We start from the raw sequence: 20,334 nt of genomic DNA, 5'->3' as shown, positions 1-20,334 counted from the left end.
TTTACTTTTCGTCAATGAGATGAATCCATTCGTTAAATTCTTCCTGCAGCTTCTCGTACTCCACCTTCAGCGCCTCGTAATCGCGGGCGACCGTTTCGGCCTGTTCGCGTCTGTCCTGTTCGTCCTTCAGCTGCCGCTGCAGCTTCTCCTGATCGTCCAGGAGCTGACTGACATCTTCCTCCAAACGGGCTATTTGGTCATACAGCCGCTGCATCGTCTCTTCCTGCGACCGTGCGCGCTCCAGCTCATCCGCCAGCTGCTTGTCCAGCTCCTCGTTTTGTGCGGCAATGCGCTCGTAGTCGGTCTGCAGCTGCCGTTCCTTGTCGTCGCGGTCCTGCTCGGCCTTTTGCAGCGCGGCGAGCCTTGCATCCAACTGCTCGTTTTGCTGCGCGAGCTGCCGCTGCGCGGCTTCCAGCCGCTGCAGCTCCTGCTGCAGCAGGTCCCGCTCCTCGCGCAGCTTTCCTTGCGCGGCTTTCAGCCGCTCAAGCTCTTGGCGCTGCTGCGCATGCGCGGTCTCCCAATGCACGCGCTCGCTTTCCAGCGCCTCACGCTGCTGCGTCAGTTCCTGTGCATGCGCTTCGCTCAGCCGCTCCCGTTCCGCTTGCGCCGCTTCCAGCGCCGCTGCCTGCTCCGACTGAACTGCCTCCAGTGCCGCCGCTCGTTCCGCTTCCGCGAGCTCCAGCAGTTCGCGCTGCTGCGCCAGTTCTTGTGCGTGCGTTTCACTCAGCCGCTTCCTCTCCGCCTCCAGTGCAGCGGCGTGCCGCGCCTGCATCGCCTCAAGCGCCGCTGCGTGCTCCGCTTGTAAAAGCTCCAGCAATTCGCGTTCCTGCGCCAGCTCCTGCGCATGCGCTTCACGCAGCCGCTCCCGCTCCGCTTGCGCCGCTTCCAGCGCCGCCGCGTGCTCCGCCTGCACTTCCTTCAGCGCCGCCGCATGCTCCGCTTCCGCGAGCTCCAGCAATTCACGCTGCTGCGCCAGCTCCTGCGCATGCGCTTCGCGCAGCCGCTCCCGCTCCGCTTGCGCCGCTTCCAGCGCCGCGGCGTGCTCCGCCTGCGCTCGCTCCGCCGCTTCGCGCTGCTGCGCCAGCTCCTGCGCATGCGCTTCACGCAGCCGCTCCCGCTCCGCTCGCGCCGCCTCCAGTGCCGCCGCGTGCTCCGCCTGCACTTCCTTCAGCGCCGCCGCATGCTCCGCTTCCGCGAGCTCCAGCAATTCACGCTGCTGCGCCAGCTCCTGCGCATGCGCTTCACGCAGCCGCTCCCGCTCCGCTTGCGCCGCTTCCAGCGCCGCCGCGTGCTCCGCCTGCGCCCGCTCCGCCGCTTCGCGCTGCTGCGCCAGCTCCTGCGCATGCGCTTCGCGCAGCCGCTCCCGCTCCGCTTGCGCCGCTTCCAGCGCCGCCGCGTGCTCCGCCTGCGCTCGCTCCGCCGCCTCGCGCTGCTGCGCCAGCTCCTGCGCGTGCGCTTCGCGCAGCCGCTCCCGCTCCGCTTGCGCCGCTTCCAGCGCCGCGGCGTGCTCCGCCTGCGCCCGCTCCGCCGCTTCGCGCTGCTGCGCCAGCTCCTGCGCGTGCGCTTCGCGCAGCCGCTCCCGCTCCGCTTGCGCCGCTTCCAGCGCCGCCGCGTGCTCCGCCTGCAGCGCCTCCAGTGCCACGGCGTGTTCCGCCTTCACTTCCGCTGCGGCCGTTTCGCGTACCTGCGCAAGCTCCTGCGCATGCGCCGCCTTCAGCTGCTCCCACTCCTGGCGCAGCTTGTCCTGCAGCCGTTCGAACTCCTGCTGAAGCTTGAAATATTCATCGGCCATGTTCACCGCAGCCAGCACCGCGATTCGCTGGGAATCGAGCCGCGCGTTGGCCTTGGCGATCGAGTGCATCTGGTCGTTCACATGAGCGGCCACCTGCTTCATGTAATGCGGGCTCGTGCTGCCGCCCCCGACCAGCTTGTACTGAGATCCATATATGTCGACGGTTAACCGGATTTTATCTTCTGCGCTCACCGCTCGTTTTCTCCCTTCTATCCTGCAGCGAAAATTCCGTCCCGCACGCAGGTTCATGCAATTTAAGCTCAAAAACTTGTTTAAAATCGGTTCCACTTAAGCTATCGGCAAACAATAGGCTTAAAAAGTTGGCTTATCACGGCGGCTTCCCCCATTTCGCGGCACCCTTGGCAAAAATAAGCCAAGTTTATTCGCTTAAGCCGATTTGCCGGTTCGTAATAACCCACATTAACCAAGATACTGCGCTTATCTCGCTTTAATCCGCTTTCGAAGCGTTTGGCCCCTTGTGTACCCTGTGCGTCTTATCCCTTCACGTACGCTCAAATGCATCCGAACCAGTCTCGGGAAACCTTCCGGCTCACAAAATGGGACCTTTTACCATTAGTTCCAATCGCTTTCGGAGACATACTCCCCGGCAAAACCCAAAAAGGCCCGCCGTATCCATAAAGATTCGATACGACGAGCCTTTTTTCCTGCCATAGTTCTGTAGAAGTTTGTCTATTTTCTGAGCTCCGCTCCGAAAGTTTGCTCTAAAGCGGCGACCGCTTTCGCATGCAGTTCGCTGACTTCCTCATCGGTGAGCGTACGCTCCGGCGTCCGATAGACGAGAGAGAACGCGACGCTCTTTTTGCCCGCGCCGAGCCGTTCCCCTGTGAACACGTCGAATACTTGAATCGATTCGAGCAGATCTCCCGCCACCTCGCTTGCTTTGGCAACCAAATCCGCCACCGGCACAGCTGCATCCACCACCAGCGCCATGTCGCGGCTGATAGCCGGATAACGCGGCAGCGCCCGGTAAGCGATGCTGCCGTTCGCATTCGCGGCGAGCGGTTCAAGTTCCACCTCAAGAACGTAGGTATCCTCCAAATCTTTGGCCTTCTGGTAAGCCGGGTGCAGCTGCCCGATATATCCGATCGCCTTGCCGTCAAGGCGGATCTCCGCCGTCCGTCCCGGATGGTAGCCTTCCGGCTGGGCCGCAGCATACGTCAGTCCTTCGATGCCGAGGTAACCGACAAGATTTTCAAAGATCCCCTTCAGATCGTAAAAATCGACCGCGGCCGCCTTCCCCGTCCAATGCATGTCTTGGCGCTTCCCGGTGATCGCCGCCGATAACAGCAGCCGCTCCTCCGGTAGCTCCGTCAGAGCCTTCTGCTGCGTCAAGAATGCTTTGCCGATTTCGAATACCGCCACATCGTCCATGTTCCGATTGCGGTTGTAGCCGATCACCTCAAGCAGATGCGGAATGAGGCTGGTCCGCAGCGTGCTGTGCTCCTCGCTCATCGGCATGGCCAAAGCAACCGGCTGCGTCTCTTTGAACGCGCCCGGGAACTCCTCGATCAGCTTCGGATCGGTGAACGTATACGTCACCACTTCGTGCAGCCCGGCGGCAGTCATCCGTTCGCGCGCAATGCGGCGAATTTTCTGCTCCTTCGTCAGCGAGCCCGGCGTGGTCACTCCGCTCATCAGCGTGGTCGGAATGTTATCGTAGCCGTGCAGCCTCGCCACTTCCTCGATCAAATCGACCGTGCGGGTAATATCGCCGCGCCGGCTCGGCACGTGAACAGTCAGCGATCCGTCTGCGCCTTCTTCCACCGGGAAATGCAGTCTGGCAAAAATATCCTTAACCTGAGCCGCGCTCAGCTGCGTCCCCAGGTATTGATTGATCCGGTCCGCCGTAATCGCGATCGTCACCGGCTTATGCTCTTTCGTGCGCGCCTCGACAATGCCCTCGGCGATCTGACCTCCCGCATACTGCGCCATCAGCGATGCAGCCCGGTTCAGAGCCGGGATCACGGCTTCGGGGTTCACTTCCTTCTCGAAGCGCAGGCTCGCTTCCGAGCGAAGCCCGAGCTGGCGGGACGTTTTGCGCACCGAGCCGCCGTCGAACTTGGCCGATTCGAGCAAAATACGCGTCGTGCCTTCCGTCACTTCGGAATTGGCGCCGCCCATCACACCGGCGATCGCCACCGGCTTCGTTCCGTCGGTAATAAGCAGCATATGCGGCTCCAGCGTGCGCTCCACATCGTCGAGCGTCACGAGCTTTTCGCCGGCATTCGCCAAACGAACGTCGATATGGCCGTTCGCCAGCTTATCCGCATCGAACGCATGAAGCGGCTGTCCGTATTCGAGCATCACGTAGTTCGTGATGTCGACGATGTTGTTGATCGGGCGGATGCCTGCCGCCATCAGCCGGTTTTGCATCCATAGCGGCGATTTGCCGACCTGCACGCCTTCGATCAGCCGCGCCGCGTAATGCGAGCATTGCTCCGCCGCCGTGATCTTGACGCTGATTTTATCCGCCGCGCGGACCGCGCCTCCGCCGATTCCCGCTTCCGCGTCAGGCAGCTTCACCTCGCAGCCGAGAATCGCCGCGATTTCATAAGCCGCGCCGAGCATGCTGAGCGCATCCGAACGGTTCGGCGTCAGGTCGAGCTCCAGCACCTCGTCGTCGATCGCGAGCACCTCGAGGATGCTTTGCCCGATCTGCGTGTCCTCCGGCAGCACGAGGATGCCCTCCTGAATTTCCTTCGGCAGCAGCCTGTCATTGAGTCCGAGCTCCTTCGCCGAGCAGATCATGCCCTGGGATTCCACGCCGCGCAGCTTCGCGCGTTTGATCACGAGGCCGTCCGGCAGCTTCGCGCCGATCAGCGCGACGGGCACCTTTTGCCCGGCCGCTACATTTTTCGCCCCGCAAACGATTTGCAAATCCTCGCCTTGCCCGGCATCGACGGTGCAGACGCTCAGCTTGTCGGCGTCCGGATGCTTCTCCCGCGTTTTTACATAGCCGACCACGACGTGTTCCACGCCTTTGTTGCGGCTTTCCACAATGTCCACTTCAATGCCGCTGCGCGTCAGCTTCTCCGCCAGCTCCGCCGCCGTATATCCGCTCACGTCCACATACTGGGACAACCATTGGTAAGATACTTTCATGTCTTTTCGCTCCCCTCTCTCACAAATGAACGAACTGCTTCAGGAAACGAAGGTCGTTCGTGTAAAAATGCCGAATATCGTCGATGCCGTACTTCAGCATGGCGATCCGCTCGACGCCCATCCCGAAGGCGAAGCCGCTGTATACTTCCGGGTCGTAACCGGCCATCTCGAGCACCCGCGGATGCACCATGCCGGAGCCGAGAATTTCCAGCCAGCCCGTCATCTTGCACGTGCGGCATCCCGCTCCCCCGCACATCATGCAGCTCACGTCAACCTCCGCGCTCGGCTCGGTGAACGGGAAGAAGCTCGGACGCATGCGGATTTTCGTCTGCTTGCCGAACATCTCCTGCACGAACTGCAGCAGCGTTCCCTTCAAGTCGCTCATCCGGATATTCCGGTCGATGACCAGACCTTCGATCTGCGTGAACATATGCGAATGCGTCGCGTCGTCGTCGTCGCGGCGGTACACTTTGCCCGGGCAAATGATCTTCACCGGCACTTCGCCTTTCATTTTCTCCATCGTGCGAACTTGAACCGGCGACGTATGAGTGCGCATCAAGATCTCTTCGGTAATGTAAAACGAATCCTGCATGTCGCGGGCCGGGTGGTTTTTCGGCAGATTGAGCGCCTCGAAGTTGTAATAATCCTGCTCCACCTCAGGCCCTTCCGCCACCGTATAGCCCATGCCGACGAAAATATCCTCGATCTCCTGGATCACTTTCGTCAGCGGATGCAGAGCCCCGGTTGCAGCCGGACGGCCGGGCAGCGTCACGTCGATCGTTTCCGCGCGAAGCCGGTTTGCCGTTTCCGCCTGCTCGTATTCCTGCTGCTTCGCTTCAATGACGGATTCGATCGCCGCGCGAACGTCGTTCGCGACTTGACCGATGATCGGCCGCTCCTCGGCGCTGAGCGCCCCCATGCCGCGCAGTATTTCGGTGAGCGGGCCTTTTTTGCCCAAATACTTGACCCTCAGGTCATTGAGCTGCTGCTGGTTTTCCACCTGCGCCAGCTCCTGCAGCGCTTCCTGCTTTAATGCTTCCAACTTGTCCTTCATGTTCATACCTCCTTCGAAAATTGCCTCCAAAAGTTTCGCGGCCATTTCATGCACAGGAACATATCCCCATATCCCCCGTTATCCACGGAATTGGCTGCGCATTATTTCCTAAACGACAAAAAAGGCCTTTTCTCCCAAAAAGGGACGAAAAAGCCGCGGTACCACCCTTGTTAGAACCTTTCTTCCTTCTTCCGCCGTTGCGACCGGCACAAGCCTGGAAAAGGTTCTCACTCGTTGCTCATAACGGATATTCTCCGGTTCCCCCTACTTGCACGCCGGATTCAGGCGGTTTCAAGGGTCTGCTCGGGAGCGAACTTCGGCAGCCTGGTTCTTTGAAGCGGCTCTCAATCTCCGGCCGGCTTCTCCCTGTAAAGAGGCGCTGCGTACTTTTCTCCTTCAACGCATTTGACGATATGTTCAATTAACACGTATTATATGCAAACGCCGCTTGCAATGCAAGTGGGCATTCGATTATAACGGTTTTCTCGCCTGCACGAGAATCGATTCGCCCTGAAAGCTGTGGACACGCCCGTTCTCGATTTCCACCTGAAAATGCTTCCGCACCCGCTCCGGCGCCTCCACCATCCGCTTCTCCAGTTCTGCCGCCGCCTCGGGCGGGAGCCCCATCCGCTCCGTCCAGCCGCGGAACTCGAACGGTTTCGGAAAAACCCGAAGCTGCTTCACTCTAAAGCCGCTGCGCTCGATACGCGCGAGCCATTCGGATTTTTTCCACGCGCGGACATGGCTGTGATCCCGTCTCTTCTCGATGTCGTTGTACCACTCGTCAAGTTCGTTCTCCTCCGGAGCCACATTGTCGATCAGCAAAAAGCTCCCGCCCGGCGCAAGCACGCGGAACGCCTCGCGAACGAAAGCGTCCGGATCCGGAAAATGGTGTGCGGCTATGCGGCAAGTAACCAGATCGAAAGCCTCATTTGCAAAAGGAAGCGATTCCGCGTCTCCCGCCGCAAAGCTGACGTTCGTGCGGCCTTGGCCGGCGATAAACTTCCGCGCCTGCTCCAGCATCGCTTCCGTCAAATCGCAAGCGGTGACGCTTTCGATGAATGCGGCGAGCGCATTCGCCACATGGCCTCCGCCGGTCGCTATGTCGAGCGCCCCGCGGCTCCCTTCGGCCTGCGCGAGCTCCACCAGCGCTTTCAAATCGTCCCCCTGCGCATGCAGGCGGCTTGTTACGTAATTCGCCGCGTTTTTCCCGAACTGGCTTTGCACTTGCTGCTTAATGTCCATTGTATACACACCATCCTTTTAGTTTCATTTGGTGAAACAATATTTCACGTGACGGTATGTTTATATTATCATAAATGTCTTCAAAGTTGAAGCGGCCTATGCCCTTTTTATCCAAAAATTCCGTTTGGGTTATAATAGATCATGATCTCAAAAGAAAGGGGAGCCGCATGCTTATGCAGCCTCTGGATGTTTCGTTTTTTCAACGGCCTACGCTCGAGCTGGCGCAGGCTTTACTCGGCAAGCTGTTGATCAAGGAAACGGAATCCGGGGCAGCCTCCGGATGGATCGTGGAAACGGAAGCCTACATCGGTCCGGAAGACCGTGCAGCACATAGCTTTGGAAACCGAAGAACTCCAAGGACGGAAATCATGTTCGGTCCGGCCGGTTATGCGTATACTTATGTCATGCATACGCATTGTCTTATCAATGTGGTCAGCGGACAAGCCGGTCAACCGGAGGCTGTTCTCATCAGAGCCATCGAGCCGTGTACCGGACTCGAGCTGATGTACGAACGCCGCGGCCGGGATAAAAAGAAAAGCGAACTTGCCAACGGTCCGGGAAAGCTGACCAAAGCCCTTGGGATCGTAAAAGCGGATTATGGACAACCGCTCTTCAGGAAGCCGCTTTTTATCGCGGAAGGGCGCACCGTAGATTCCATCGCCTCCGGACCCAGGGTTGGCATTGACAATACCGGCGAAGCAAAACATTATCCTTGGCGTTTCTGGGAGAAAGGTAGTCTCTTTGTTTCTAAGTGAGAAAGCAATCGAAGGAATCCGTCCCTCCGACAATCATGCGGCGCCCCCGGCACCTGCGGTCAGGGCAGCCGCATGATTGTTGAGTCGAACCCCGCTAAATATACTCATGCCTCGCGATCGCCGCCGCCTGCCCCACGTAACGGCCTTCGCCGTCAATCAAGTTCCAGACCGTCGCGTTGTTGATGGAAAACCGTTTGCCCGTCCGCGAAATGCGGATTCCCGTATAATTGTCGACATATCCTTTCTCGCTGACCGTTCTCATAAAAACCTCCCTTTCCGCCTGCATCATCGGCTCCGCCGTTTGACGCGACGGCGTTTGCGTAAAGGCATCCCATTCCATTTCCCACAGCTCCAGCGCCCTGCGGTTGCCGTAATTCAATACCGGATCGGCTTCCGTGCCGTGTGACAAAATGACGATCGGCGCCTCGAACAGCTGGCCTGCCAGCGGTTTTGCGCCGTCTATGTCGAGCAATTTTTTCCCCGTCCATCTAAAATAGCTGTCCACCAAAAGTCGTGCATGCGCCTCGCTTTCGGCAAGTCCTTTCTTCTGCATTTCGCGTCCCTCCCATAGTCTGGCTGCTTCTTTACGGTCTCTATCATAGCTGAAATTCCCCAAATATTTAAGAGAATTCCAGAGAAAAAAAAGAACCGCCGGCACGCACCGGCAGCTCTCGTTTTGTTCGTTTTATTGTTTCACCAGCCGCAGAAACTCTCTCATGAATCCGGGAAGATCCGGCCAAGCGTGACCCGATACGAGGTTTCCGTCGACGCACAACGTTTCCGACGCATAACGCGCTCCGAGGTTTTCCACGTCGGGACGGCAGGCGGTATATGCGGTCATCGTGCGCCCTTCGAAATAGCTGTTATTTTTCACCGCATTCAGCACAAGAGCCGCATGGCAGATGGCGCCGACCGGCTTATTCGCTTCAAAAAAGCGGCTGACGATACGGGGAATATTCTCATCCAAGCGGATATATTCCGGCGCCCGTCCGCCCGGGATGATGAGGCCGTCGTATTCCGCAGGTTCGACCTGTTCGAACGAAATGTGCGATTCGAGCTGGTAGCCGGGTTTCTCCGTGTATGTATCCCAGCCTTCGAAGTCGTGCACGACGGTCCTGAGCACTTTTTTCTTCGGGGAAGCGATCACCGCTTCGTAGCCTTCCTCCAGCACGCGATAATACGGGTAATACACTTCCAGCGCCTCAGCCGCATCTCCGGTCACAATCAGGATCTTCTTAGACATTCAATCACCCCAACGTCAAATTGTGGGTTTTGTCCCACTGTTTCCATTTTGAGGGAGACGCCTGTTTTTGTAAACGGAGGAAATATGTCGGAATATGCCGTTTTTCGAGTATATAAAGATTATATACGAATATATGTTCCTCATGGTATAATCTACTTGTACAACCAACCTTTGGTGAAGGCTCCTTCCGGAAAGGAGGGGATGCCTATGGATACTTTCCAAACGATTATGTCGTTTCTGAGCTTCGGAACGTTTATTCTGGCGCTCTTGACGTACGTCGATAAACGAAAGTAACCCACCTCTGGTTGCCGCCCGAGTGGGTTACTTCATCCTAAAGCAATACCTTTGGAGGGAGTCCCACCAAAGCTTGTTGTACAAGGACCGTGGATGCTACCAACATCTGCGGTCTTCTTTTATTTTACTCATTTCCTAGCTCAAATATATCACGTAAACTTTAGTTAAGCAATAAATGAAGCTCATGGGCCGATTGAAGCCGTTAATGAGGATTGGTATTAACCTCCAATATCCATACTCTTCCTTGCCTGTCAACGCCGAAATCATACCCCAGTGCGCCGATTCCCGGAAAGTGGGATTCCAGCAAAAACGTGCAGGTCCGCGCGACTCCAACCATCGTGGCGATTTTGGAACGGACGAGCGAGGCGGGGAACGTCCGCCGCAGCGCGTCCCGCCCTCTCATCAATGTACCTCCTCTGCATATATTGGTGACGAAAAGCCCCGGACGCGCCAGCCTGCCGACAACCGCGCGGATCGCCCACGAGCGGCCCGTTTTGACCATTTTCACACGGTAATCCACCGGCCGGCCGCCGATCCTTGTTAAATGGATGCCCTGCTGCACCATGTACTGACGGCCTTTGCGGATCCGGTTTAACGCTGCAACCAACCCCTCGAACGTGCCGTACCTTTTTTTGCTTCCGTAATAATGAAGAAAATATCCGCCTTGTGCTCTCTCGATTTTGACGACGAGGTGTCCTCCGGTGCCTATAAACGGTTTGGCCACAACGAAGGAAAATTGCTGCAGCATCGCCTTCAGGCTCTCGCTGCTGTACACCCGCATCGCCGGAACGTGCTTCGATGCCCCGTCATGGCGGAGCAGGATTTCGAACTTTGTCCATTTATTGGCGACATGTCGCATTAATGTCCCACCTCTCTTTTACAAGACACGCTCAATACTCAGAGTATGCTTGGACGAGAGGCTTTACCTAGACGCTTGGACCGCTGCCGTAAAATCGGGCTGGGCATCAAATAGCTATCGTGATGATACATATCATGAAATATGCTACAATTGGATACAGAGCCCCCTTTCAGGTGGCTTATTATTTTATCGGGAGGATGGCTGGTATGAATAACATCAACGGCATCAAACTGTGCAGGGAAAAACAAGTGGGGGGTGATATCTACTATGAACCCTAGTTTTAACGCGCTTGGTGCCACACGCCGACATTTAATCAGTCAACTTGTGTTTTTTGACGAACAAACCCACCACTTTGCAGATATGTATCTTTCGGGAATTAAAAACCCGGAACGAAATCTTGTGGAAACGTCGATCAAACAGTACACGGAAAAATTGATGAGTATACTTGAGAATGATGATCGTATACTTGATGAAATGCTTAGAAATGTCGTTTTAATCGGCAGCAAGGCGGAAGTGCTCTTTGAAGACGATGGCTCCAGCGAGTCTTTTACGGTAGTCCATCCGTCGGAAAGCGATCCCGACGCCAACCGAATTTCTTTTATCTCGCCGATAGGCAGGCAACTGCTTTGCGCGAAGCCCGATTGCCCTCTGCTCCTGGAGACTCCTGCCGGGGAGCATCCTGTACGGATTCGTGAAATCAAATATACCTATATCGGCGGATTTCAAATTGAATAATTGAAAAAAAGGCACACTAACTCATTGTTTATGGACAATCGGTTAGTGTGTTTTTGTTTTCTCGGTTTATGTCGGTTGATATGTATAGAGGGATAAGCAGAAATGTACCCATTCAATAAGTGTATCATCTTCACGTTTGGCATTTTTTCCAAAAACAAGCATAAACAACCTATATTTTCGCATTCCATTTTATGTAATTATTAAGAGGTAGCTGGCCAGCTATGAGTTCAAATCATGGAGGGGCAATATGAAAATGAAGAAACTTGTAAGCGTTTTACCTATGATTATAGCGTTGTTAACTTTCTCGCAAGCCGCATTTGCCGGAGCTACCCCTATTACATGGGACAATTATACGGACTACGGCAGGTACAACTGCAACCCAATTCCACAAGTAAGTGACGGAGAAGTTTCCGTCAATAGTATGATTGAAAACGGAAGCTATTGTTACGGCGTATCCCGTGGAGAAACTTATGTTGAGAATTTAAATCAAGTTGTAGTGAACTTTTATGGGTATCTCTATAATCGGGGATCAAATTTCACTGTAGATGTTTACGGCGGAAATTCCATTTACTCAACCCGATGCGGATGCACAGTTGAAGATATTAATTCCTACTATTGGTACGATTACCAAGGCGATGCTTCGGAAAGCGATGACTTTTACGATACATTAATAATCGATGTAACCGGATATTCCGGCCCGATCAATTTCTACGTTGACGCCGGTATTTCTAATTATTCCGGGATAAGTAACGGTGGTACCGCTTATGCCAGACTCGATATTGAATACAGATAATTGAGTTTCTATCATCCGGCTCAAACCAAGAAGGAGGAGGCAGTCATTGCTTCCTCCTTTCATCACAACACTCCATATAAGCAAAAAACCCTTGCTGCACAAGGGTTTTCGCGTAAGCGGGTGATGGGAATCGAACCCACGCTACCAGCTTGGGAAGCTGGAGTTCTACCATTGAACTACACCCGCATGATAAATAAAGCCGACGTAAAATTTATTATATATCGTGAATTTCGTATTGTCCAGATCTTACCCCGCTTCAAATTTCACCGCTCAAGAAATCGACAAAACACCCTAAATGTCATAGACAGCTTTCGACATAATATGGTATAAAAGAACTATAAATATTGCCAAACAAAGGCAAACCATGCGAAAGCGCGGGACACGAAACCAGAGGGACTCAGCAATCGGATTATGCCTGCAGTTGCCGCCAATAAGGTTACGAAACCCCTTACATCGGCAGCCGCCGTCTTTCGATTTGTCCTCGACCTCAAGACATCCGAAAATCATGACATCAAGGCCATCGGAGGATTGTGTATTCATGCATCTCTACATCTCCCTCATCCTTTTCCTGCTCCCAGTTTTCGGCTTGTTTTATATGGCGGTCGATATTTATCAGCGCAACAAAAACAGCGCTCTCAACCGGATCGCTTCTTTGTTTATGCTGACCTCCATGCTGCTGCCGTTCGGCAGCTTTCTCCTCAGCGTGCTGCCGGCCGCCTATACGGAGCAGATGGCCCTTACGTTCATCTATATTCCGTCCCAAGCCGTCATGTGTTTGGTCATCCTGTATTGCGCCCGCCTTACCGATCTTTACCGGGGCGTTTCCCGTATGCTCATGCATGTGGTTTGCTTCGCCCCCGGAGCCGCAGGAATTGTTTTGCTAACCCCGGCCGAATGGATTTCCATCGACATCATCCGCCACGGCAGCTGGATTGCTCAATACCCGGGTCCAGGTTTACTCGTGTTTTCAGTCATTTGTTCGATGTATACCTGTGCCGTCTGCATATTCATGTCCGTCTCCTCTTACCGTTATGTAAAAAGGCAAAATTTGACGCTAAAAATAAAGCAAATGAAATCTGTGCTTTCCGGGCTTGTGCTGGGTGCAGCCTGGGCCATCCCTCTCTCCTTTTGCAAAAATCCCGGGTTCCTCCCCGCCGACATGCCGCTGCCTAACTTAGGCATATTCGGCATTCTCATCTTTGCCCGATTTTTGCGTCATGCGATGGTCAGGTACGATTTCATGCCTTCGATTGAGCGAAAATACCGTGCGCTGTATGAAATGTCCCCCTTGTCGATTTTGCTGCTTGACCGGGACGGGGTTATCAAAGAAGCGAACCCGCAGGCTTCGTATTTGCTCGGCTGCGATGTTTCCACGCCGATCGGTCGCTCCTTTCGCGACTATGTCCGAACCGAAGTCCACCCGGCGAACCAATTGTGGAAGGGAGATTTCGAGATCGTCGCCGATCAGGGTGAGAGCCGATGCATCAGAGCGGAGAGCGAATATGTCGCTACTGCCTCCGACTTGTTTCAATGCGTCATCCTGCTGGATGTGACCGACAAAAAGCTGGCCGAAGATCAAGTGCGATATCTCGCCTATCACGATCCTTTGACAGGGTTGGCTAATCGAATCGAGTTTCGCTTGAAGCTGCAAACGGAGCTGTCGCTGGGCAACTCCTTCGTGCTCCTGCTGCTTGATCTGGATCATTTCAAACAAATCAATGATACGCAGGGGCATCACGTCGGGGATTTGCTCGTGAAGCACGTAGCGGAACAGCTTCGCAAGCGGTTATCCGCAGGGACGATCGTAGCCCGGCTGGGAGGAGACGAATTCGCCGTCATCCGCCGCATGCCGCTGCACGAACCGATAGCCGACTTTTGCCGGTCGCTTATCGACAGCATCCGGTCTCCCTTTTACCTTAACGACAAGCAGTATGATATATCCGCCAGCATGGGAGTTTGTCTTTCGCCCGAACACGGCAGCGATGCGGACGAGCTGCTTCAATATGCCGACATTGCCATGTATCAGGCCAAAAAGCTGGGGAAAAACCGTTATGTGATGTATTCGCCGGAGCTTCATCGGGTAGAGCAGGCCCGTTTTCAATTGGAACGTTCGATTCGCGAAGGGCTTGAACGCGGGGAATTCACGCTTCATTATCAGCCCCAGGTAGCTATCCGAACTGGCGAGATTGTAGGAGCGGAGGCGCTTATCCGCTGGCATAAGCAAGGGGTGGGGATGATCCCGCCGGGCGAGTTCATCCCTCTGGCCGAAGAAACCGGAGTTATCGCCGATATCGGTTATTGGGTGCTTCAGACGGTATGCCGGCAAATCCGCGTCTGGTCCGAATCCGGCCTTCCTCCCATATGCATTTCCATGAACTTGTCGGCCAAGCAGTTTTTGGACCCGGGGTTTCCTGCCCATCTGTCGGATACGCTGGCGCGAACCGGCATCGATCCGTCGCTGCTTTGTCTGGAAATCACGGAAAGAACGGCTCTGACGGACGAGTCGTACAGCTTGCAGCTGTGCCGCGATATCATCGGTCTTGGCGTGAAGTTGTCCATTGACGACTTCGGGACCGGTTACTCATCCTTCTCCCTGTTAAAGCAGCTGTCTGTCGATTCGGTCAAAATCGACCGTTCGTTTATCAAGGATATGGCGCAGGATGAGAGCGACCGCGCGATCATCAACGCGATTATCGCCATGTCCCGCAGCTTGGGCAAAAAAGTGATCGCGGAAGGCGTCGAGCACGAGGATCAGTGGAACATGCTGCGCATGATGGAGTGCGATGAGGTTCAAGGTTATTACGTCAGCAAGCCGCTGACGGCTGCGGATTTCGGACATTTTCACGCCGGTCAAAAAAAGGCCGCTATTTGAGCGGCCCGATCTCGGTGAGCGGATAGTAACGAAACATCGCTTTCCCGATAATTTTGCTTTTGTCCACAAACGGAGTCGGCCACAGATGGGCATCGAGACTGTCATTACGGTTGTCTCCGAGGAAGAAATATTTATCCTCGGGCACCTTGAGCGGGCCGAAGGTGTACGTCATTTTCTCCCTAATGTACGGCTCGTCCACCTTCTCGCCGTTGCGGTACAAGCTGCCGTCCTTGATTTCGATCGTATCTCCGGGAAGCCCGATCAGCCGTTTGACGTACCGCTCTTCCTCATGGCCCGGGAGCGGCGGATAAAATACGACGATATCCCCGAACTGAAAATCGGTGAACCGCACCAGCTTTTCCACCATAATTTGATCCTGCAGCTGTATCGTAGGAAGCATCGAGCCGGTCGGCACTCTCATGCCTTGGGCTACGTACGTATTAAATGTAAAGCTGACAACCACGGCCACGAGCAGGCTGGGCACCCATTCCTTGAGAAACTTTTTGATTGGAAGCAAACCGGTCACTCCTTTAAAGCAAGGTACCTTCACTTTACACGAAATGACCGGGCGATATATTAAAATAACATAAATTTTAAAAAATGCCTTGCCTTAGGGCACGCGGTTACTTAGCCGGTTGCTTGTTTTCCAGCTGCATATATTCCTTGAAATTGCGGCCTCCTGTTTTCCACTCCACTTCCGCGTGATCTACATCCGTCCACCTTTTCGGCGTTGTCTGAGCATCAGCCTTATATGCGACTTTTGTCGTTACCGCATCCGGGTTGACCGCCGGAAAATCAAGCGTGCTGTTATCCTTGAATACGAATCGGAATGTCAGTTCTTCTACTTTTTCCGCTGCAAAATATTCAACAACCGGCGTTACTGTGGTTTGATTCCCCGAGCGAATAAATGGCGCGGTAACCTTCCAAGTCTGCGACTGGCCCGTCAACAGAGCCGGTTCGTTGTTCCCCCGTTGCCGGATCGTGGCAAAGATGGAGATACCCACGATCACGATGATCAGTACGGCAGTAATGATGGTCGCTTTTTTACTCATAACGAATCTCCCCTCTGGTTTTTCCTCTTCCTTGATAGGATTGTTTGCCGTTAACTATTTTATTCCATATTCATGGACGATTTCAACTTTCGACAAGATCAGCCTTTGACTTGAAGCTTCTGTTAACGTTAACATAGAAATTGAACTTAACCGACTGGAGGGATTGAGATGAAATACCGCAGATTGGGCAAAACGGAGTTGAAGGTTTCGGTCATCGGCGTAGGCACTTGGCAGTTCGGCGGAGAATGGGGCATGGAGTTCAACCAAGGCGAGGTCGACGCCATTCTGGACAAAGCCGGAGAGCTCGGAATCAATCTGATCGATACGGCCGAATGTTACGGCGACCATTTGTCCGAGGCGTTTATCGGCGATTACATATCGCGCAGAAATCGGGAGGATTGGGTTATCGCGACGAAATTCGGGCATCATTTCGAGAAAAATTTCGAGCGCGAGCAGCTGTGGGCCCCTTCCGACGTGCTCAAGCAGCTCGACGGTTCGCTTAAGGCTCTGCGTACGGATTACATCGACGTATATCAGTTCCACTCTGGCACGGACGAAGCGTTCGACAACGACGAGCTGTGGACCGTTCTGGACAAGCAGGTGCAGGCCGGCAAAATCCGCCATCTCGGCACATCGATCGGCAGCAACGACAACTTCCACCAGACGGCTGGCTCGACCAAGGTCGGCTCGAAGGTCATCCAGGTCATTTATAACCGGCTTGATCGCAAGCCCGAGGAACGGGTTTTTCCGTCCTGCCAGGAGCAGGATTTGGGCGTGTTCGCGCGGGTGCCGCTGGCGAGCGGGTATTTGAGCGGCAAATATAAACCCGGGGCCGTGTTCGCCGAAAACGACGTGCGCCACCGCCACGATCAGGAACAAACACTGAAGAAACTTCAGCAGGTGGAGGAGATTCGGCAAAATGAAGTGCCGGCCGGCATGGATATGGCGACATGGGCTTTGGCCTGGTGCCTTAAGCATCCGGCAGTGACCGCGGTCATCCCCGGCTGCAAAAATCCGCAGCAGGTTGCCGCGAACGCCAAAGCAGCCGAATATTTGAACGACAGCCATCCGCAAGCTTGGAAAGAGTAATCGATAGAGCCGGATCCGCAAGAGCTTTTGAAAAAGAAGCCCTTTAGGGTCCGGCTTTTTTCATGAAAGCAAAATAATCCATGTTATTAGGTCACGGTGTCCATGTTATTCGGGGAAAAGCCGATGTATGCTAGCGACAAAAGTACATCTTTCATCATGTCGTACGGCAGAAAGGGCTTATCCCGCATGAACATATCGACGCGAATTTATCTCGATGCCGCTTTGCAAAACGTCAAAAGTGTCACGTTTTTCACCTTTTTGCAGGTGCTGATCGCACGTCTGGGTGCCAGCAACTTTGAAATTGCGCTGTCCAATTCGCTGCCGCCGCTTTTTTGCGCGCTGTCACTCGCTTTCATCACGAGACAGCTCCCCGTGACGAAAGGGGTATTCCTGACAAGCGGGTACGTTCGCCAATGTGCGTTTTTGTGCATGGCGTTTTCCGTGCTGCTGCCGAATCCGATCCCATACCTGCTCTTCTTCTGGTCGATCAACGCGGTAGCCGTCATGATCACCGGCGCCCAGCAGCCGGCCATTATGCGCAAATGGGTCGAGCCAAGCGAATTCCCGAAAATTTTCAGCACGAATAAAATTATCGGCATCGTCATTGCAACGCTCGGCAGCTTCGCCATCGGAGCCGTATTGGATGCGACAGGAGCCTTTTTCCCTAAAAACTTCGTCGTCTCCATGCTGATCGGCTGCTTGGCCACGTTTACCGGAATGTCCTTAATCGCCGAGCTGGCGCCGCATGAGAAAAAGCCGATCCGCTTCACTTGGGTGAAGCCTTTCCAGGAATGCGACCGAACCATCTGGTGGATGGGGCTCAACAATATCGGAGTGGCGATGGTCGCCCCTCTGTTTATCATCTATCACGTCAAAGTGTTGGGACTTACGAATACGCAAATCGCCTACTTCGTGGTGACCTCCGGCATCTTGTCGGCTTTGCTGCTGCCGCTTGCGCGCAGACTTATGGAACGGTTAAGCTCGTCCAAAGTGTACGCTGTCGCCGTTCTCGGCATGGCGGTCGCGATCATTCCCTATGGCTTCGTCCATCAGCTGTGGCTGCTGATCGTACTGCAGGGCTTGATCGGCCTTTGCCAATCGATCCACGAAGTCGCTTCGCAATCGATGATGATGGAGGAAGCCGGCAAGCATAAGAAGGAGATGGCGTATTTCTCCGACTTCCAGCTCGTCATGAACGGCGGCAACGCGATCGGCGCGTTTGTGGCCGGCGCCCTGGTCGCGGTCATGCCGCTTTGGGGCTGCTTTGTTGTGATCGCCGCGCTGCGGCTGGTGTTTTTTATGGCAAGGTCCCCCCTACGTTCCCCGGAAGGGGGCCACAGGCGCTCGGGCGCCCTGGACCCGCCCGTTGGAGGGAGTGCTCGCTTCTAGTTCGCGACGGCTCCCCCCTAAATCCCCCCAACGGGGGGACCCCAGGCGCTCAGGCGCCCTGGACCCGCCCGTTGGAGGGAGTGCTCGCTTCTAGTTCGCGTTTGTCCGGCATGGCTTTTTACCTTCGGGTAAAAAGCCTATGACGGACACGCTTAACTTTGGGTGCGATGCTTTGGGAGGCGGTACGTGCCGCGGGTCCGCGCCTGTTGGCATGGGTTTTGCTTACGCAAAATCCTATGCTGCCGCGCTTTACTTTAGGAGTAAGTGATCGTCCTCCCAGCATTCTACACCGTGCAGAAAGAGCGATTTGTCAACATCCCATATACACGTCCCGTCGGATTTCGCGCCAGCCCCCGATACAAAAACAGCATACATCGCAGAAATAGCTGCGTTGTACGCTGTATTTTTTCAGTAGATCCGCATTTCCTTTTCATACACCATTTCGTCGTCGTTGCTGTCCATGACCCGGACCTCGACCTTCCACAGTCCCGCATAAGGAAGGTAATTGCCCTCCGCCCGGTACGAATACGGCTTCATGCCGTAGTTTTCGCTGCCCGGCTGAGGATCATCGAACGGAGCGATCGGCACCTCGATCGGGGCGATGTCCGCGGATTCCTCATCCTTCAGCTTCAGCAGCACCTGCTTCGGCTTGCCCATCTTTTCCGGGAGCCACACCCGGACGATAAACGTATTCGGCCCGGGTGCGTTCGGGGAAATTTGCACGGTCATGTGCTGCTTCTCGCCCATCACGTGGTAATGGAGCGGTTCATTTGGCGGCAGCGGGCTCAAATACGTAAACACACCGACGATCCCGACGATCAACACCATCCAGATCGCATCCAGCACGAGCCATCCGGGCAGCGAAGGCTTCCGCAGCCGGTACGCCCGGCGCACCCAGCCCGCCGTCACAACGACAAAGAAAACGAGCGCCGTTTTCGCCAGCAGCAGCCAGCCCCATTTCGTGTAGATCACGTACCGGACATTCGGCAAAAAGAGCAGTGTCGTCAAAACGCCGGACACAATCAATATGAAAACAGAGTACAACGCCGCTTTCGAAAAACGCGGCAGAAAAATTAAAGCTTCCTCCCGGTTTATGCGGTACAACGCAAGCAGAAGAATAAGGCCGCCCATCCACACGGCCGCCGAAGCCAGATGGATGCCGTCCAGCAGCAGCGTTTCCCGAAGCGGCCCGAATGCCGCCGCATGTCCGTTATACGCTTCCGCCGCAAAGAGCCCGGCAGCCCAGAGCATATCCAGAACCGCATTGCGATGCAGCAATACGAAACCGAGCAGCGACAAACCAAGCACCGCAAGCCAGGCGTAGCCGGTTCCCGTACGCGTAAACAGCTCGATAAGGGCTTCGGCTCCGCCCCCGCTTACCATATCTTGCAGATGTGTGTACATCATCAGGATGACGGCAAGCAGCAGCGCTCTCTGCAGCCAGGTGCCAACGCCGTTAAGACGCGACTCTGTTTCCGGATGCAGCGGCTTCAGCATACGTCTCCAGATCACCCACCCGGTGGCGCCGAGCAGCGAGGCGTAATAAAGTATCCGCGCGATGAATTGCAGCAGCTCCTGCCAGCCGAAGGAATAAGCCAGCCCGTTATGCTGATGCATCCCCTGCATCGCATCGGCCGGCAAAGCGGTTTTCGGCCCCCCCTGGCCCACGGTAAACATATAAGTACCTTCGACCGGATGCCCGTCAGCGGAAATCACATGATAGGTGACAATGTAGTCGCCGTCCGGCAATTTCGGCAAATCGAGAGCAAGTCCGGTATGCTCGGCGTTCATGGCCGCCTTGGCCGCGGTGACCTGTTTTTTCCCGCTATCGTAAACCTTGATATAATAAGAACCTTCCTCCAGCCGTTCGTTAAACGTCAGCGTCACTTGAGCCGGCGACGACGCCACTTGGGCATTCATCCCGGGCTCGGTCTGAATGAGCGTCGCATGCGCGAACACCTTAACCGGCATAGCCAGAGCCAGTAAAACAAATATCCAAAGTAACCGTCTGATTTTCAAAAAAAGCTCCTCCCGGACGT

General features: G+C 55.0%; 17 protein-coding genes, 1 tRNA gene and 1 other annotated feature. Of the genes, 7 read left to right on the top strand and 11 right to left on the bottom strand.

From position 1 onward, the window contains the following. Position 1: 1 nt before the first annotated feature. The 4 genes from zapA to MYS68_RS35055 all read right to left on the bottom strand — a co-directional run bounded on the left by zapA (position 2) and on the right by MYS68_RS35055 (position 7,214). Positions 2-1,984, bottom strand: a complete 1,983-nt coding sequence (gene zapA / locus MYS68_RS35070) for a cell division protein ZapA (RefSeq protein ID WP_248930175.1) — start codon at positions 1,982-1,984, stop codon at positions 2-4. Positions 1,985-2,482: 498 nt separating this feature from the next. Next, positions 2,483-4,915 (bottom strand): phenylalanine--tRNA ligase subunit beta, encoded by a 2,433-nt coding sequence (gene pheT / locus MYS68_RS35065; protein WP_248930174.1) that lies wholly within the window; start codon positions 4,913-4,915, stop codon positions 2,483-2,485. A gap of 19 nt (positions 4,916-4,934) precedes the next feature. Then, the gene (gene pheS / locus MYS68_RS35060) at positions 4,935-5,969 is read right to left on the bottom strand and encodes a phenylalanine--tRNA ligase subunit alpha (protein WP_248930173.1); all 1,035 of its coding nucleotides are present in this window, start codon (positions 5,967-5,969) and stop codon (positions 4,935-4,937) included. A gap of 137 nt (positions 5,970-6,106) precedes the next feature. Next, positions 6,107-6,378: a binding site (T-box leader), on the bottom strand. A gap of 62 nt (positions 6,379-6,440) precedes the next feature. Continuing rightward, on the bottom strand, positions 6,441-7,214 hold the full coding sequence (locus MYS68_RS35055) for a class I SAM-dependent methyltransferase (RefSeq protein ID WP_248930172.1): 774 nt from the start codon (positions 7,212-7,214) through the stop codon (positions 6,441-6,443). Positions 7,215-7,381: 167 nt separating this feature from the next. Here MYS68_RS35055 and MYS68_RS35050 point away from each other — a divergent pair, with 167 nt between their 5' ends. Further along, positions 7,382-7,969: a DNA-3-methyladenine glycosylase gene (locus MYS68_RS35050; RefSeq protein WP_248930171.1), complete on the top strand. Its 588-nt coding sequence runs from the start codon at positions 7,382-7,384 to the stop codon at positions 7,967-7,969. Positions 7,970-8,063: 94 nt separating this feature from the next. On the opposite strand, the gene MYS68_RS35045 is transcribed toward MYS68_RS35050, so the two are convergent. Both MYS68_RS35045 and MYS68_RS35040 read right to left on the bottom strand, forming a co-directional pair. Continuing rightward, a complete protein-coding gene (locus MYS68_RS35045) occupies positions 8,064-8,522 on the bottom strand; it encodes an MEKHLA domain-containing protein (protein WP_248930170.1) in 459 nt (152 codons plus the stop codon). A gap of 132 nt (positions 8,523-8,654) precedes the next feature. Then, on the bottom strand, positions 8,655-9,212 hold the full coding sequence (locus MYS68_RS35040) for a DJ-1/PfpI family protein (protein ID WP_248930169.1): 558 nt from the start codon (positions 9,210-9,212) through the stop codon (positions 8,655-8,657). Positions 9,213-9,413: 201 nt separating this feature from the next. On the opposite strand from MYS68_RS35040, the gene MYS68_RS35035 reads away from it, so the two are divergent. Next, positions 9,414-9,506 (top strand): putative holin-like toxin, encoded by a 93-nt coding sequence (locus MYS68_RS35035; RefSeq protein WP_248930168.1) that lies wholly within the window; start codon positions 9,414-9,416, stop codon positions 9,504-9,506. 202 nt (positions 9,507-9,708) lie between these two features. Here MYS68_RS35035 and MYS68_RS35030 read toward each other — a convergent pair whose 3' ends face one another. Beyond that, a complete protein-coding gene (locus tag MYS68_RS35030; protein WP_248930167.1) occupies positions 9,709-10,365 on the bottom strand; it encodes a YheC/YheD family protein in 657 nt (218 codons plus the stop codon). A gap of 267 nt (positions 10,366-10,632) precedes the next feature. Here MYS68_RS35030 and MYS68_RS35025 point away from each other — a divergent pair, with 267 nt between their 5' ends. Together MYS68_RS35025 and MYS68_RS35020 are read left to right on the top strand one after the other, a co-directional pair. Then, a complete protein-coding gene (locus MYS68_RS35025; RefSeq protein ID WP_248930166.1) occupies positions 10,633-11,100 on the top strand; it encodes a GreA/GreB family elongation factor in 468 nt (155 codons plus the stop codon). A gap of 247 nt (positions 11,101-11,347) precedes the next feature. Next, positions 11,348-11,893, top strand: a complete 546-nt coding sequence (locus MYS68_RS35020; RefSeq protein WP_248930165.1) for a hypothetical protein — start codon at positions 11,348-11,350, stop codon at positions 11,891-11,893. Between the two features lie 115 nt (positions 11,894-12,008). Here the strand turns inward: MYS68_RS35020 and MYS68_RS35015 are convergent. After that, a tRNA-Gly gene (locus MYS68_RS35015) sits at positions 12,009-12,079 on the bottom strand. A gap of 352 nt (positions 12,080-12,431) precedes the next feature. On the opposite strand from MYS68_RS35015, the gene MYS68_RS35010 reads away from it, so the two are divergent. After that, a complete protein-coding gene (locus tag MYS68_RS35010) occupies positions 12,432-14,765 on the top strand; it encodes an EAL domain-containing protein (protein ID WP_248930164.1) in 2,334 nt (777 codons plus the stop codon). Here the strand turns inward: MYS68_RS35010 and lepB are convergent. Next, the gene (gene lepB, locus MYS68_RS35005; protein WP_248930163.1) at positions 14,758-15,291 is read right to left on the bottom strand and encodes a signal peptidase I; all 534 of its coding nucleotides are present in this window, start codon (positions 15,289-15,291) and stop codon (positions 14,758-14,760) included. The genes MYS68_RS35010 and lepB overlap by 8 nt on opposite strands. A 97-nt stretch (positions 15,292-15,388) precedes the next feature. Then, positions 15,389-15,817, bottom strand: a complete 429-nt coding sequence (locus MYS68_RS35000; protein ID WP_248930162.1) for a hypothetical protein — start codon at positions 15,815-15,817, stop codon at positions 15,389-15,391. 168 nt (positions 15,818-15,985) lie between these two features. On the opposite strand from MYS68_RS35000, the gene MYS68_RS34995 reads away from it, so the two are divergent. Both MYS68_RS34995 and MYS68_RS34990 read left to right on the top strand, forming a co-directional pair. Further along, positions 15,986-16,906 carry an aldo/keto reductase gene (locus MYS68_RS34995; RefSeq protein ID WP_248930161.1) on the top strand — a complete coding sequence of 307 codons (921 nt, stop codon included), beginning with the start codon at positions 15,986-15,988 and terminating at the stop codon, positions 16,904-16,906. A 186-nt stretch (positions 16,907-17,092) separates the two neighbouring features. Next, entirely contained in the window at positions 17,093-18,295 is a 1,203-nt protein-coding gene (locus MYS68_RS34990; RefSeq protein WP_248930160.1) for an MFS transporter, read from the top strand. Between the two features lie 408 nt (positions 18,296-18,703). On the opposite strand, the gene MYS68_RS34985 is transcribed toward MYS68_RS34990, so the two are convergent. Further along, positions 18,704-20,314 (bottom strand): copper resistance CopC/CopD family protein, encoded by a 1,611-nt coding sequence (locus MYS68_RS34985; RefSeq protein WP_248930159.1) that lies wholly within the window; start codon positions 20,312-20,314, stop codon positions 18,704-18,706. Between the last annotated feature and the right edge of the window lie 20 nt (positions 20,315-20,334).

This window comes from Paenibacillus hamazuiensis (assembly GCF_023276405.1).
Lineage (GTDB): Bacteria > Bacillota > Bacilli > Paenibacillales > NBRC-103111 > Paenibacillus_AF > Paenibacillus_AF hamazuiensis.
Note: the sequence above shows the minus strand (reverse complement) of the source record. Positions and strands in the feature narration are given on the sequence as shown.